The organism is Streptomyces sp. NPDC059398 (genome assembly GCF_042751845.1).
Taxonomy (GTDB): Bacteria; Actinomycetota; Actinomycetes; order Streptomycetales; family Streptomycetaceae; genus Streptomyces.
Genome location: NZ_JBHYWP010000040.1, coordinates 1 through 14,028, shown reverse-complemented (window position 1 = coordinate 14,028; position 14,028 = coordinate 1). Strand labels below are relative to the sequence as shown.

13 protein-coding genes and 3 tRNA genes are annotated in these 14,028 nt (G+C 69.3%); 9 read left to right on the top strand and 7 right to left on the bottom strand.

Annotated elements, in window-relative coordinates:
- Window positions 1–15: 15 nt before the first annotated feature.
- The 3 genes from purF to ACFXBC_RS16630 form a co-directional block, all read right to left on the bottom strand.
- A complete protein-coding gene (purF, locus tag ACFXBC_RS16640) occupies window positions 16–1,542 on the bottom strand; it encodes an amidophosphoribosyltransferase (protein ID WP_385024161.1) in 1,527 nt (508 codons plus the stop codon).
- A 91-nt stretch (window positions 1,543–1,633) separates the two neighbouring features.
- Complete coding sequence (locus ACFXBC_RS16635) at window positions 1,634–2,428, bottom strand: META domain-containing protein (RefSeq protein ID WP_385024159.1); 795 nt, start codon at window positions 2,426–2,428, stop codon at window positions 1,634–1,636.
- Window positions 2,429–2,529: 101 nt separating this feature from the next.
- Complete coding sequence (locus ACFXBC_RS16630) at window positions 2,530–3,321, bottom strand: sterol carrier family protein (RefSeq protein WP_385024157.1); 792 nt, start codon at window positions 3,319–3,321, stop codon at window positions 2,530–2,532.
- Window positions 3,322–3,530: 209 nt separating this feature from the next.
- Between ACFXBC_RS16630 and ACFXBC_RS16625 the strand changes: the two genes are divergently transcribed.
- Complete coding sequence (locus ACFXBC_RS16625; protein ID WP_385024155.1) at window positions 3,531–3,887, top strand: DUF805 domain-containing protein; 357 nt, start codon at window positions 3,531–3,533, stop codon at window positions 3,885–3,887.
- Between the two features lie 37 nt (window positions 3,888–3,924).
- Here ACFXBC_RS16625 and ACFXBC_RS16620 read toward each other — a convergent pair whose 3' ends face one another.
- The 4 genes from ACFXBC_RS16620 to purS all read right to left on the bottom strand — a co-directional run bounded on the left by ACFXBC_RS16620 (window position 3,925) and on the right by purS (window position 7,840).
- Window positions 3,925–4,446 carry an ArsR/SmtB family transcription factor gene (locus ACFXBC_RS16620; RefSeq protein WP_385024153.1) on the bottom strand — a complete coding sequence of 174 codons (522 nt, stop codon included), beginning with the start codon at window positions 4,444–4,446 and terminating at the stop codon, window positions 3,925–3,927.
- 186 nt (window positions 4,447–4,632) lie between these two features.
- Complete coding sequence (gene purL / locus ACFXBC_RS16615) at window positions 4,633–6,915, bottom strand: phosphoribosylformylglycinamidine synthase subunit PurL (RefSeq protein ID WP_385024151.1); 2,283 nt, start codon at window positions 6,913–6,915, stop codon at window positions 4,633–4,635.
- A complete protein-coding gene (gene purQ / locus ACFXBC_RS16610; RefSeq protein ID WP_385024149.1) occupies window positions 6,912–7,592 on the bottom strand; it encodes a phosphoribosylformylglycinamidine synthase subunit PurQ in 681 nt (226 codons plus the stop codon). Before purQ ends, purL begins: the two co-directional genes overlap by 4 nt.
- Complete coding sequence (gene purS / locus ACFXBC_RS16605; RefSeq protein ID WP_385024147.1) at window positions 7,589–7,840, bottom strand: phosphoribosylformylglycinamidine synthase subunit PurS; 252 nt, start codon at window positions 7,838–7,840, stop codon at window positions 7,589–7,591. The genes purQ and purS overlap by 4 nt, the downstream gene beginning before the upstream one ends.
- 340 nt (window positions 7,841–8,180) lie before the next feature.
- On the opposite strand from purS, the gene ACFXBC_RS16600 reads away from it, so the two are divergent.
- From ACFXBC_RS16600 to ACFXBC_RS16565, 8 genes are all read left to right on the top strand, one after another.
- Entirely contained in the window at window positions 8,181–8,498 is a 318-nt protein-coding gene (locus ACFXBC_RS16600; RefSeq protein WP_385024145.1) for an Lsr2 family protein, read from the top strand.
- A gap of 285 nt (window positions 8,499–8,783) precedes the next feature.
- Window positions 8,784–8,855 (top strand) — tRNA-Gly (locus ACFXBC_RS16595).
- An 86-nt stretch (window positions 8,856–8,941) separates the two neighbouring features.
- Window positions 8,942–9,014, top strand: a tRNA-Gly gene (locus tag ACFXBC_RS16590).
- A 272-nt stretch (window positions 9,015–9,286) separates the two neighbouring features.
- A complete protein-coding gene (locus tag ACFXBC_RS16585; protein WP_385024143.1) occupies window positions 9,287–10,195 on the top strand; it encodes an ABC transporter ATP-binding protein in 909 nt (302 codons plus the stop codon).
- A gap of 176 nt (window positions 10,196–10,371) precedes the next feature.
- Complete coding sequence (locus tag ACFXBC_RS16580; protein WP_385024213.1) at window positions 10,372–11,115, top strand: ABC transporter permease; 744 nt, start codon at window positions 10,372–10,374, stop codon at window positions 11,113–11,115.
- A gap of 225 nt (window positions 11,116–11,340) precedes the next feature.
- Window positions 11,341–13,062, top strand: coding sequence for a sensor histidine kinase (locus ACFXBC_RS16575; protein ID WP_385024141.1), 1,722 nt, complete (start codon window positions 11,341–11,343; stop codon window positions 13,060–13,062).
- Window positions 13,063–13,307: 245 nt separating this feature from the next.
- Window positions 13,308–13,916: a response regulator gene (locus tag ACFXBC_RS16570; RefSeq protein WP_385024139.1), complete on the top strand. Its 609-nt coding sequence runs from the start codon at window positions 13,308–13,310 to the stop codon at window positions 13,914–13,916.
- Between the two features lie 22 nt (window positions 13,917–13,938).
- Window positions 13,939–14,011: transfer RNA gene (locus ACFXBC_RS16565), tRNA-Gly, on the top strand.
- Window positions 14,012–14,028: the final 17 nt, after the last annotated feature.

Genomic DNA, 14,028 nt, shown 5'->3' with positions numbered 1-14,028 from the left:
GTCGGGCAGCGGGGCTTACGGCCGACGGAGCGCTTCGGCGGCGGCGGTACTCGCCGGTCCGGCCGCGAGCTCGGTCTCCAGCAGCTGTTTGCCGAGCAGCTCGGGGTCGGGCAGGTCCATCGGGTACACGCCGTCGAAGCAGGCGCGGCAGAGATCCGGCTTGTCGATGGTCGTGGCCTCGATCATGCCGTCGATGGAGATGTACGAGAGGGAGTCGGCGCCCATGGACGTCGCGATCTCGTCGACGGACATGCCGTTGGCGATGAGCTCCGCTCTGGTGGCGAAGTCGATGCCGAAGAAGCAGGGCCACTTCACGGGCGGCGAGGAGATCCGGACGTGGATCTCGGCGGCGCCCGCCTCGCGGAGCATCTTGACCAGGGCGCGCTGGGTGTTCCCGCGGACGATCGAGTCGTCGACGACCACCAGGCGCTTCCCGCGGATGACTTCCTTCAGCGGGTTGAGCTTGAGGCGGATACCCAGCTGGCGGATCGTCTGGGACGGCTGGATGAAGGTCCGGCCGACGTAGGCGTTCTTGACCAGGCCCGAGCCGTACGGAATCCCGCTGGCCTCGGCGTAACCGATCGCCGCGGGCGTTCCCGACTCGGGCGTCGCTATCACCAGGTCGGCGTCGGCCGGGGCCTCGGCGGCCAGCTTCCGGCCCATCTCGACCCGTGAGAGGTAGACGTTCCGGCCGGCGATGTCCGTGTCGGGGCGCGCCAGGTAGACGTACTCGAAGACACAGCCCTTGGGCTTCGCTTCTGCGAATCGGACGGTGCGCAGACCGTTCTCGTCGATGGCGATCATCTCGCCGGGCTCGACCTCGCGGACGAAGGACGCACCGCAGATGTCGAGGGCGGCGGACTCCGACGCCACGACCCAGCCGCGCTCCAGACGGCCGAGGACCAGGGGGCGGATGCCCTGCGGGTCACGGGCCGCGTAGAGGGTGTGCTCGTCCATGAAGACGAGCGAGAAGGCGCCCTTGGCTTCGGGGAGCACCTTGGGGGCGGCCTCCTCGATCGTGAGGGGCTTGCCGTCGTCGTCGGTCTGGCCCGCGAGGAGCGCGGTGAGCAGATCCGTGTCGTTGGTCGCGGCCAGCTGGGTGGAGCGGCCGTGCTCCTTGGGCAGGTCGGCCACGAGAGCGGCCAGCTGGACCGTGTTGACCAGGTTGCCGTTGTGACCGAGGGCCACCGAGCCGTGCGCGGTGGCACGGAACGTGGGCTGCGCGTTCTCCCACACCGAGGCTCCGGTGGTGGAGTAGCGGGCGTGGCCCACCGCGATATGGCCCTGGAGAGAGCTGAGAGAGGTTTCGTCGAAGACCTGTGAGACCAGACCCATGTCCTTGAAGACCAGGATCTGGGACCCATTGCTCACTGCGATGCCCGCGGACTCCTGTCCACGGTGCTGCAGGGCATACAGTCCGAAATAGGTGAGCTTGGCGACCTCTTCGCCCGGAGCCCAGACACCGAAGACGCCACAAGCGTCCTGGGGGCCCTTCTCGCCGGGGAGCAGGTCGTGGTTGAGTCGTCCATCACCACGAGGCACGCCACCGAGTGTAGGCGAGATCGACCACTGGTCCGAATTGGGGATCCTTCCCGGCACCCCTTCCGGTGTCCTTTCCGACCGGTACGCGGTGTTATGCGGTGGCGCGGATTCCGGTTCCGTCGTGGGCCGTGAGCGTCAGGGTGCGGCCCTTGACCGTGTAGTGAACAGGCCCGTGCACCACCTTGAGCAGGTGCCTCTCCAGGGCCATGGCGGGCTCCTTGCACATCATGCGGGTGGTGGTGAGGCGCCCGAAGGTGACGGTGCTCCCCGTGACCTTCGCCATACCGCTGACCCTGTTGCAGCCCAGCTTTCCGTGGACGGATCCGTCCTTGGCGAACGTCAGCCGCGCCGTGCCCGACGTGCTCCGGGGAAGCGTGGAAACGCTCGCGCCCTCGGTCAGCGCGTCCACCTTCCACTCGGTACCGACGAGCGGAGCGTTCCGCTCCGCGGGCTTCCGGGAGAGGGTCATGGAGTCGCCCTTCTCTGTACGCAGAGTGAGCTTCCCGCCGCCGATGTGGACGGCGAGCTTGCCGGTGAGGGTTTTACGGAGAGCGGTCTCGTAGCTCCGCAGGTTCTTCGGGCAGCCGATCAGTGTGCTGGTGGCGGCCCCGACGGTGACGGTGTCGTCCTTGACGGTGACGGGCGCGCTGAAGTGGTTGCAGCCGGACGAGGCGTTCACCCGGCCCTTCTCGAATGTGATGCCGGCACCGGCCGGAGCCTTCCGGAGGGTGCCGCCCGACGAGACACTGTCGACGGTCCACCCGGTCCCGGCGAGAGGGACGTCCGGCTCGGCCGGACTGCTCGAACCCGCTGATCCTTTTTCCGTGCCGCAGGCGGCCAGCGCGAAGAGGGCCAGGGCGGCGACGGCGGTACGTTGCGTGTGCATGGCGGTTGGACGGGACGGGTGGGGTGTCCGGTTCCCCTCCCCCGCTGCTCGTCCGACCGGACCGACAGGACCGGCCGGGCCTGACGTCTCCGCCCGCCCGCTCAGCTCATGACCGGAAGCAGCGCCGAGAGATCGGCACGCTCGCCGCTCGCCGCGACCTTCGCGCTGTCGACCGCCGTCCCCCACTCCGTACGCCCGGTGGCCAGACGGATCCAGCTGAGCGGGTCGGTCTCCACCACGTTGGGCGGGGTGCCGCGGGTGTGCCGGGGGCCCTCGACGCACTGCACGACGGCGTACGGCGGGATCCGCACCTCCGTCGACGCGCCGGGGGCCTTGACGGCGAGGGCGTCCGCGAGGAGCCGGGTGCAGGCGGCCAGGGCCTGACGGTCGTACGGGATCTCCAGCCCGGCGGCCTCGTTCAGATCGTCGGTGTGGACGACCAGTTCCACACAGCGCGAGACCAGATAGTCGCAGAGCCGCATGGCACCGACCCGGGTGGCGAGCAGCCGCTCACCGTCCGCTCCGGGCAGCCGCTCGGCGATCCGGGCCGCCGTACGGTCGAGCAGCTCCGCCGGGGCCGAGGCGGCAGCGATGGCCCTGACGTCTTCGGAGATCCGGTCCGCGACGGGGGCTGTCGCGAACGGCCACTCCAGCAGGGTCAGTTCCTGCGCGGCAGGCGCCTCCTCGTCGAGCGTGCGGCTGACACTCTCGACAGCCATGGAGAGATGCGCGGCGAGCTCGCGCACCGTCCAGTCGCCGAGCCGGGTGGGCAGGGCGAGCTGGGCAGGTGTGAGCGCGCCCACGGCGCTCCTCACCTGCTCGAACTGGGCCAGCACGGCGGTGCGGGTGGTGACGAAGTCGTAGCGGCGGGCGCGCTTCTGGGACGGCGGCATGACAGTGAGCCTAGAGGGCGGGTCCGACAACGCGGGGCTGAAGGTTCCGGAACGGGGTACGCGCAGGCGCGGGACGTACAGAACCGGCGTGGCCGGTAAGGGAGTTCGGGCCGGATATACCTTGACCCGTCCACTTCAAGCCACATAAGTTCTGCCGTCCGGCCCCCCGACCGCGGGGGGCCGCGCCGTACGACTTTGGGGGGACCGAAGTGAACTGGTATCTCGATGTGATCAAGAACTACGTGGGCTTCAGCGGGCGCGCGCGCCGCAAGGAGTACTGGATGTTCTCGCTGTTCAGCATCATCATCAGCGTCGTGCTGGCGATCATCTCCGAGGTTCTGCTGCACAACACCTGGCTCAGCGGCATCTACAGCCTCGCCGTCCTGCTGCCGACACTCGCCGTGACCGTACGCCGCCTCCACGACACCGGCAGGTCGGGCGGCTGGATCTTCATCCTGCTCGTCCCGTTCGTGGGCTGGATCGTGCTGCTCATCTTCCTCGTCATCGAGGGCCAGCGGCAGAGCAACTCGCACGGAGCCGACCCGAAGGCCGTCGCGGGCTACTGATCAGGCCGGACGGAATCCGGCACGGCCGCCCGCGCCCTCACGGCCGGGCGGCCGACATCATCACCAGCAACGGAACAATTCGCTCGGGGGGCACCTCGTACCGGCCACGTCCGGACGTCCTCAGCCAGCCGGCGGTGCTCAGTTGACGCAGGTGGTGGTAGATCTGCCCCGTGGTGCCGAGCCCGTCGAGCTCCGCCAGCGCCAAGGCAGTCCGTCGGCCGTCCAGGATTTCGCGGAGCAGCCGGAGCCGAACGGTATGGCCGAGCGCGGCGAACGAATCCGCCGCCGCGGGCCAGTCGCCCTCCAGGACGTCCGCCGTGGGCTCCCCGTACTGCCATTCGTACTGCTCGCCCGTGGGCAGCTGGACCGCACCGGTGAAGAGCACGGCCCCTCCGGGCGCCCCTGCTCCCTCATCGGCGGCCCCGGCACCGGCGAGCAGTTGCTTCAGTCCGTCGAGGGCCCAGAAGTCCCCGTCCAGTGGCGAGTTGGCGTCATCGCCCGCCGACTCGATTGCGTCGAGGCGCCGTTCGAGCGCGTCGACCCGTTCCCCAAGCTCCATACGTCAAAATTACGTAAGTACGTAATCCGGTGCAAGGGTGGAGGCAGAGGGGCGGAGACGCAGACGGCACCGGCCCCCAGGACCACAACGGGTCCTGGGGGCCGACCTGTTGCGCGAGCGCGCAGTCACACCACCCGGCTCGGGCGAGCGACGCCGCGAGCCTCAGTCACTCTGCGCCGCAAGGGATCAGGCGAACAGCGCCGGCAGCGTGGCCTCGTGAGCGCTCCTCAGCTCGCTCAGGGCGATGCTGAACTCGCCCTGCACCTCGATCTCCTCACCGTCCACCACACCGATACGGGTGACGGGCAGCCCCCGCGCCCCGCACATGTCGTTGAAGCGGAGCTCCTCGCTGCGCGGGATCGAGACGACCGCGCGGCCCGCCGACTCCGAGAACAGGAAGGTGAAGGCGGAGAGACCGTCGGGGACGATCAGCCGCGCGCCCTTCCCGCCGCGCAGGCAGGACTCGGTGACCGCCTGGACCAGACCGCCGTCGGACAGGTCGTGCGCGGCGTCGATCATGCCGTCGCGCGACGCCGAGATCAGGATCTCAGCGAGCAGCTTCTCGCGCCCCAGGTCCACCCGGGGCGGCACCCCGCCGAGATGGTCGTGGACCACCTGGGACCAGGCCGAACCGCCCAGTTCCTCACGGGTGTCGCCGAGGAGGTAGAGCAGCTGGCCCTCCTCTGCGAACGCCATCGGCGTACGCCGGTTGACGTCGTCGATCACACCGAGCACCGCGACGACCGGCGTCGGATGGATCGCCGCATCGCCCGTCTGGTTGTAGAGCGACACATTGCCGCCGGTGACCGGGGTCCCCAGCTCCAGACAGCCGTCCGCGAGCCCGCGGGTGGCCTCCGCGAACTGCCACATGACGGCCGGGTCCTCGGGCGAGCCGAAGTTCAGGCAGTCCGAGATGGCGAGCGGCTTCGCGCCCGTGGCCGCGACGTTGCGGTACGCCTCGGCCAGCGCCAGCTGCGCACCCGCGTACGGGTTCAGCTTCGCGAACCGGCCGTTTCCGTCGGTCGCCATCGTCACGCCCAGATTCGACTCCTCGTCGATCCGGACCACACCCGCGTCCTCGGGCATCGCGAGCACCGTGTTGCCCTGCACGAAACGGTCGTACTGGTCGGTGATCCACGCCTTCGACGCCTGGTTCGGCGACCCGACGAGCTTCAGGACCTGCTCCCGCAGCTCGGCCGGAGTGCCGGGCCGGGGAAGCTTGTTGGCGTCGTCCGCCTGGAGGGCGTCCTGCCAGTCCGGCCGGGCGAAGGGCCGGTGGTACGTGGGTCCCTCATGGGCGACCGAACGCGGCGGCACATCCACGATCTGCTCGCCGTGCCAGAAGATCTCCAGCTGCGAGCCCTCGGTCACCTCACCGATGTCGGTGGCGATGACATCCCACTTCTCGCAGATCTCCATGAACCGCTCGACGTGCTGCGGCTCGACGATCGCGCACATGCGCTCCTGCGACTCGCTCATGAGGATCTCCTCGGGCGAGAGCGAGGAGTCGCGCAGCGGGACGCTGTCCAGCTCGACGCGCATCCCGCCGGAACCGGCGCTCGCCAGCTCGGACGTGGCGCAGGAGAGCCCGGCGCCGCCGAGGTCCTGGATGCCCGCGACCAGCTTCTCCTTGAAGATCTCCAGGGTGCACTCGATGAGGAGTTTCTCCTGGAACGGGTCACCGACCTGGACGGCCGGACGCTTCGCGGGACCGGTCGACTCGAACGTCTCGGACGCCAGGACCGAGACGCCGCCGATACCGTCGCCGCCGGTGCGGGCGCCGTACAGGATGACCTTGTTGCCGGTGCCCGAAGCCTTCGCGAGGTGGATGTCCTCGTGCTTCATCACACCGATACAGCCGGCGTTGACCAGCGGGTTCCCCTGGTAGCAGGGGTCGAAGACGACCTCGCCGCCGATGTTCGGCAGGCCGAGGCAGTTGCCGTAACCGCCGATCCCGGCCACCACGCCCGGCAGTACCCGCCGAGTGTCGGGGTGGTCGGCCGCGCCGAACCGCAGCGGGTCGACCACGGCGACCGGACGGGCCCCCATGGCGAGGATGTCGCGGACGATGCCGCCGACGCCGGTCGCCGCGCCCTGGTAGGGCTCGATGTACGAGGGGTGGTTGTGCGACTCGACCTTGAAGGTGACCGCGTAGCCCTGTCCGACGTCCACGACACCGGCGTTCTCCCCGATGCCGACGAGCATCGCGTCGTTGACCGGGACCTTCTCGCCGAACTGTTTGAGGTGCACCTTGCTGCTCTTGTACGAGCAGTGCTCGGACCACATCACGGAGTACATGGCCAGCTCGGCGCCGGTGGGACGGCGGCCGAGGATCTCGCGGATCCGCGCGTACTCGTCCTCCTTGAGGCCGAGTTCCTTCCAGGGCTGGTCGGCCTCGGGGGTCGCGGCGGCCTGCTTGACGGTGTCGAGTCGGCCCTTGGCGGCGCTCTCGTTTCGTTCAGTCGTCATGCGTTGACCAGCTTCTTCAGAATCGAGGAGAAGAATCCGATGCCGTCGGTGCGCCCGGTACCGATCAGCGGTTCCACGGCGTGCTCGGGGTGCGGCATCAGACCGACCACATTGCCCGCGGCGTTGGTGACGCCCGCGATGTCACGGAGCGAACCGTTCGGGTTGCCGTCGAGATAGCGGAAAGCGACCCGCCCCTCGGCCTCCAGCTCGTCGAGCACCCGCTCGTCGGCCACGTAACGGCCGTCGATGTTCTTGAGCGGTACGGAGATCTCCTGGCCTGCGGTGTAGTCGGCGGTCCAGGCGGTCTCCGCGTTCTCGACGCGCAGCTTCTGGTCGCGGCAGATGAAGTGGAGATGGTTGTTCCGGAGCATCGCGCCCGGCAGCAAATGCGACTCGGTCAGGATCTGGAAACCGTTGCAGATACCCAGGACCGGAAGACCGGCCTTCGCCTGCTCGATGATCGTCCCCATCACCGGCGAGAAGCGGGAGATGGCACCGGCCCGCAAATAGTCGCCGTACGAGAATCCACCCGCGAGGACGACCGCGTCGACCTGCTGGATGCCCTTGTCACGGTGCCAGAGCGAAACGGGCTCGGCGCCTGCGAGCCGTACGGCGCGGAGCGCGTCCCGGTCGTCGAGCGTGCCCGGAAAAGTGACGACTCCGATACGAGCTGTCACTTCTCTGCCTCCACCTTCACGGTGAAGTCCTCGATGACGGTGTTGGCGAGGAACGTTTCGGCGAGCTCGTTGATACGGGCGAGGGCGGCGTCATCAACCGGCCCATCGACCTCCAGCTCGAAACGCTTTCCCTGACGGACGTCGGCGATTCCATCGAAGCCGAGACGGGGCAGTGCACGCTGCACCGCCTGTCCCTGCGGGTCGAGGATCTCCGGCTTGAGCATGACGTCGACTACGACGCGTGCCACTGGCACTCCCGGTGTGTGGTGCGAAGGCGGTCCCATCACACTACCTGCCCAGAGAATCTACGCGGGTAGATATCGTAGCGGCCCGATCACGTTCAGATATCGGCACCGGCAACAGGCACAACACCGGGGGAAAATCCTCGAAAAAATCCACCTCGCGGATTGCACTCGGACACGCGCATGTAATTGGGTGGGCTTCACAATGCGACGCCTTCCGCTGTACAAAGGAATTGGCGTAACTCAAAATCAGCCGTAAGGCCGACATCACAGCACGTCAGCACAGTGGCGCATCCGCGTGACAACGTGCGGGCGCGGGGGATGTCGAAGGAAAGGACCGAAGTCCGTGGCTCAGCGAGTAGTGGTCACGCTCTCCGACGACATCGACGGCGGAGAAGCGGCGGAAACGGTCGCCTTCGGTCTCGACGGGAAGTCGTACGAGATCGACCTCAATACCGCCAATGCAAAGAAACTGCGCAAGTCACTGGCCCCGTTCCTGGAGGTGGCCAGGAAGCAGTCGAAGTCGGGCAGGACCTACCGGCACACCTCGGTGGCCCCCGACCCGGCGGCCGTACGCGCCTGGGCCCGGTCCAACAAGATGGAGGTACCGGCCAGGGGGCGCATCCCGAAGAAGGTCTACGAGGCGTTCAACGCGGCCGGCTGACCGGCCCCGGTCCGGCCGGCGGCCGTGACCGGCTCCCTCAGGCTCCCGGAGTACGCGGACTCTTCTCGGGGTGCTCGGCTCTCGGCTGACCGGGCCCCCTTCCGGCGGGTGCTCGCGCCCCCCTTCCCGGGGATGCCCGGCCCCCGTGCCGGAGTGCCCGGCCCCGCCCCTCGGAGTGCTCGGACTCCCTCTCGGAGCGCCCGACTTGCATTCCACCCCTGCTGGTCAGCTAGAGTCTGGAGCACGCCGAAGGGCGAGGCCGAAAGGCCCCGTTCGAAGCAGCGTGCGGGTGTAGTTCAGTAGTAGAACATCCCCCTTCCAGGGGGAAGGCGCAGTGTGCAATTCCTGTCACCCGCTCTGCATCACTCTCCGGACCGGTCCACTCGGACTGTCGGGTAGAGTGGTGTTCGCACCGCCCGGTAAAAGCCGGTCGGCTGCAATCTGCGGACGTAGCTCAGTTGGTAGAGCGCAACCTTGCCAAGGTTGAGGTCGCCAGTTCGAACCTGGTCGTCCGCTCAGCAGCAGGAAAGAGAAGTCCCCGGTCGGAATTCGATCGGGGACTTCTTGGTTTTCGGTCTCCTCTGTGTGGCCGGGCTTCCCCGCGGAATCGATCTCCTCACGCTCCTCACGAGGTCGGGCTCGTCTTGGCTCATTGACTCCCGACTCACGGCTCGTGGCTCGTGGCTCGTGGCTGGGAGTCTCCCGGCGATCCGCTCCGATGACGGGTCGCTCCGTTCTGATGACATATGTCATCGGGCGGGGGGCCGGGCCGGGGGCAGCCTGGACACATGACAGATGTGATTGAGGTCGCAGACCTGCGGCGCAGCTATGCCGGCGGCTATGAGGCGGTGGCCGGTGTCTCCTTCTCCGTGGCCGCGGGGGAGCTCTTCGCCCTGCTGGGGACGAACGGCGCCGGAAAGACCTCCACAGTGGAGCTCCTGGAGGGGCTGGCGCCACCGAGCGGAGGCCGCGTGCGCGTGCTCGGGCACGATCCGTACCGTGAGCGCGCCGCCATCCGGCCGAGGACCGGCGTCATGCTCCAGGAGGGCGGCTTCTCCCCCGAGCTGACCGTGGCCGAGACGGTCCGGATGTGGGCCGGCTGCACCAGCAGGGCGCGGCCGGTGGGTGAAGCCATAGAGATGGTGGGGCTCGGCGGGCGGTCCGCCATACGGGTGAAGCAGCTGTCCGGCGGCGAGAAGCGGCGGCTGGACCTGGCGATGGCGCTTCTGGGGCGCCCCGAGGTGCTCTTCCTCGACGAGCCGACGACCGGTCTGGACGCCGAAGGGCGCAGAGAGACCTGGGAGTTGGTGCGGGAGCTGCGCGACGGCGGTACGACGGTCCTGCTGACCACGCACTATCTGGAGGAGGCCGAGGTGCTGGCCGACCGGCTGGCGATCCTGCACGAGGGGCGGATAGCGGCCGAGGGCCGGGTGGACGAGGTGGTGGCCGCCCAGCCCTCACACATCTCCTTCTCGCTGCCCGAAGGGGTCGCGATCGGCGACCTGCCGGCGCTGGGGACGTATGTCCGCACGGGCGGGAACATACAGCTGCGGACCGACGAACTGCAGCGATCCGCGACCGAACTCCTCCTGTGGGCCAGGGACAAGGAGATCGAGCTGCGGGGGCTCGATGTCCGGTCGGCCTCGCTGGAAGAGGCGTTTCTCGGTATCGCACAGAAGCAGGAGGTCACCCGGTGAGCACGACGGGGGCACGCGTGGAGGGACGGACAGTGGAGGGACGGACAGCAGAGGAACAGGCAGCGGAGGGACGTACAGCAGACGCCCGTACGGGAGGGGCCGGGACCGGTGCCGGTCCCGGGGCCGGCACCGGGTCGGCGGGCTGCGAGCGGGTAGGGACGCTCGGCACGGGGCGGATGCTCGCGCTCGCCCGTGCCGAACTGACCCTGCTGGGACGTAGCAAGGCGTCGCTCTTCACCATGCTGGTGCTGCCCATCTCGATGACTTTCGTGATCTCGTCGACGATCGACCAGAAGACCCTGGACAGGGCCGGGCTGACGGCGGGGGCCGTGCTGCTGCCCGGAGGCATCGGGTTCGGTCTGCTCTTCGCTCTGTACAACGGTGTGGTGGGGGTGCTGGTGGTCCGCCGTGAGCAGCTGGTGCTCAAGCGGCTGCGCACGGGAGAAGCGCGGGACACGGAGATACTCGCCGGGGCGTCCCTGCCCTCCGCAGTCATCGCGCTGGTGCAGTGCGCGGTCCTGTCGGCGGGCTGTGGAGTGGTCTTCGACATGGGCCTGCCGCCCGCACCCCAACTGCTCCTCGTGGGCGTCGCCCTGGGCGTCGTGATGCTCACCGCGTTGGGCGCGGCGACGGCGGGGGTCACCAAGTCCGCCGAGGCCGCCCAGCTGACGGTCATCCCGTTGATGCTGGTGTCGATGGAGGGGTCGGGCGTATTCGTCCCGCTGGAGATATTCCCCGACCGGTTGGCATCGGTGTGCGAACTGCTGCCGCTGACCCCGGTGGTGGAGCTGGTCCGTGGCGCCTGGACCGGATCGATGTCCGCGTACGAAGCACTGGGGCATGTACTGACGGCGGTGGCCTGGACGGTCCTCTCGGTGTTTGCTGTACGCCGGTGGTTCCGCTGGGAGCCCCGGCGCTGACCCGGACCGGCGGGGGGGGTGTCGGGGAAAGGGAGCCGGGGGACCAGCGGATCCGGGGGCTCAGCGGATCCGGGGACAAGGTGGCGTGGTCCGGGGATCGCCGAGGTGGACGATGCCTGAGATGACGGCGCCTGAGAGGAGACCGGGCGGCGCAGTCCAAGACGGGTAGACCCCAGCAGGGGGTGTGCAGGGTGCGGCCGGAGAGCCGGAGGGAAGAGGCGGTACGTGAGGCAGTGGCTACGGGGGTTGCGGAAGCGGGGCGCGTTCGCGCAGGCCGACCTCTACTCGCGCGCGACGATATACGCGCTGCTGTGGCTGGCCGCCACTCTCCAGGTGATGTACAGCGTGACGCGCCCGGTCCGGCACTCCGATGCGCCCGCCGCGCTGATCGCCGCGTCCTGCCTTCTCGCGGTCGCCCAGGGGGTGTTCTGCACCTCGCTGGTCTCCGGAGGCCTGGCCGAATACCTGGGCTGGTCCAGGCTCTCCCGGCGGCTGGTGGCCTGGGGCGCGGCTCTGATGGTGACGGACCTGACAGCCGTTCTGGCCCTCGCCTCGGAAGCGGGGCTACGGAATGTCCCCGGGTTGCCGATGCAGTTGTGTACCACCGTGGTTCCGTTCACGATGGCGCACTGTCTGATCGTCCGGAAGCGGATTTCGGTCCTGGTGCAGTTGGGCGCCGCGGCCATGGTGTGCGGACCGGTCCTCCTGCTCGGCGGCGACCGGCCGCTCTTCGCTGCCTGTCTGGCCTGCATGGTGGGCGGCCCCTTCTGGGTCGCCGCCGCCATCCGTTGCTCGGCCTGGCATCTGGGCGTGATGTGGAAATTGCACGAGACCAAGGATGTGGAGGCACGGCTCGCGGTCGCGGAGGAGCGCCTGCGGTTCGGCCGGGACCTGCACGATGTGATGGGTCGCAATCTCGCCGTGATGGCGCTCAAGAGCGAGCTGGCGGTGCAACTGGCCCGGCGGGGGCGGCCGGAGGCGGTGGACCAGATGTCCGAGGTCCAGCGCATGGCCCACGAAGCGCAACGGGAGGTACGCCAGGTGGTCCGGGGGTACCGCGGAGCGGACCTCGCCACGGAACTGGTCGGGGCCCAGGGCGTGTTGCAGGCGGCCGGCATCGAGTGCACCGTCACCGGGCCGCCGGGCGGACTCCCCGTGGATGTGCAGTCGGCACTCGGCTGGGTCGTCCGGGAGGCTGCCACCAATGTGCTGCGCCACGGAGATGCACGGCGGTGCGACATCACGGTGTCTAGGTCGGCGTCGGCAGCGACCCTGACGGTCGAGAACGACGGAGCGGCGGCGGGAGGCAGCGGCAGCGGTTCCACGCCGGGCACCGGGCTCGCCGGGCTGCGCGAGAGGCTGACCGCTGTGGACGGGACGCTGGCGGCCGGCCCGGCCCCCGGCGGCCGATTCCGGCTCGCCGCGGAGGTCCCACTGGCCGGCGGCCCGGACCGCCCTGAGCCGAATCCACAGCCGACCGACACCAGCCCACCCGTGCCCAGCTCCACCATGCCGAGCCCCACGCCCCTGCCCACTGCTGCGGCCGCGCCCGCGGCCACGACGGCAACCGCGGCGCCCCCCACCGCCCCCGTTCCGACGCCCACGACAGGCCACCCGTCTGCCACCCCACCGGCGCCCGCCACTCCACAGACGCCCGCTACGCACCGCTCGTCCGCCACCCCACAGACGCCCGCCACCCGCCGCTCGTCCGCCACCCCACCAACCACCGCCGACCTGCCCGCCACCACGCCAATGCCCACCACCACTCCCCTCCCCGCCACCACGGCCGCCGCCACCCCGATGTCCACCGCTTCCCTACCCGCGCCCACGGCCACCCCCGTGCAGATGCCCACCCACATGGCCACCTCCACCACGCGCGCCACCGATCCGGGTCCCATCTCCGCCTCGGCCTCCGCCGGAGAGACAACCGGGGAGGCAACCGCATGACGCACCCCTCATCGGCCCCCGTGCCCCAAGCCACACCCGCACCCGTACTGGCAGTCGGCCCTCCGCACGCAACGGGGCCGGGACCCACACCCCTACCGACACCGGCCCCGCCGCCCGCGTCCGCACCAGGGACCCCACCCGTACCGACGCAGGACCCGACGTCGCCACCCGTACCGACGCACAGCCCGCCGCCGCCATCCGTACCGGCGCACAGCCCGACATCGCCGCCCGTAGCGCCGGCCTCCGTGCCCATACGGGTGCTTCTCGCGGACGACGAGCACCTCATCCGGGGAGCGCTCGCGGCGTTGCTCGGGCTGGAGGACGATCTTGTGGTCGTGGCCGAAGCCGCTTCCGGCCCCGAAGCGCTCGCCATGGCACGGGCGCACCGGCCGGATGTGGCGGTGCTCGACCTGCAGATGCCCGGCACCGATGGTGTGAGCGTGGCCACATCCCTGCGGAGGGCACTCCCCGAGTGCCGCTGCATGATCGTCACCAGCCATGGGCGGCCCGGCCATCTCAAGAGGGCGCTCTCCGCCGGGGTGAAGGGGTTCGTTCCGAAGACCGTTTCCGCGCAGCGGCTGGCGGAGATCATCCGGACGGTGCGGGCCGGAGGGCGTTATGTGGACCCGGAGTTGGCCGCTGACGCGATCTCCGCGGGAGACTCACCCCTCACGGCCCGCGAGGTGGAGGTACTGGAACTGGCAGCGGACGGCGCACCGATCGCAGAGATCGCCGAGCGTGCCTCACTCTCGCAGGGAACGGTGCGCAACTATCTGTCGTCGGCGGCGTCCAAGCTGGGAGCGGAGAACCGTCATACCGCGGTGCGTCTCGCACGGGAGCGAGGTTGGGTATAGTGGTGCCAGCGCTACGGCGCATGCGGACGTAGCTCAGTTGGTAGAGCGCAACCTTGCCAAGGTTGAGGTCGCCAGTTCGAACCTGGTCGTCCGCTCAGCAGCAGGACAGAGA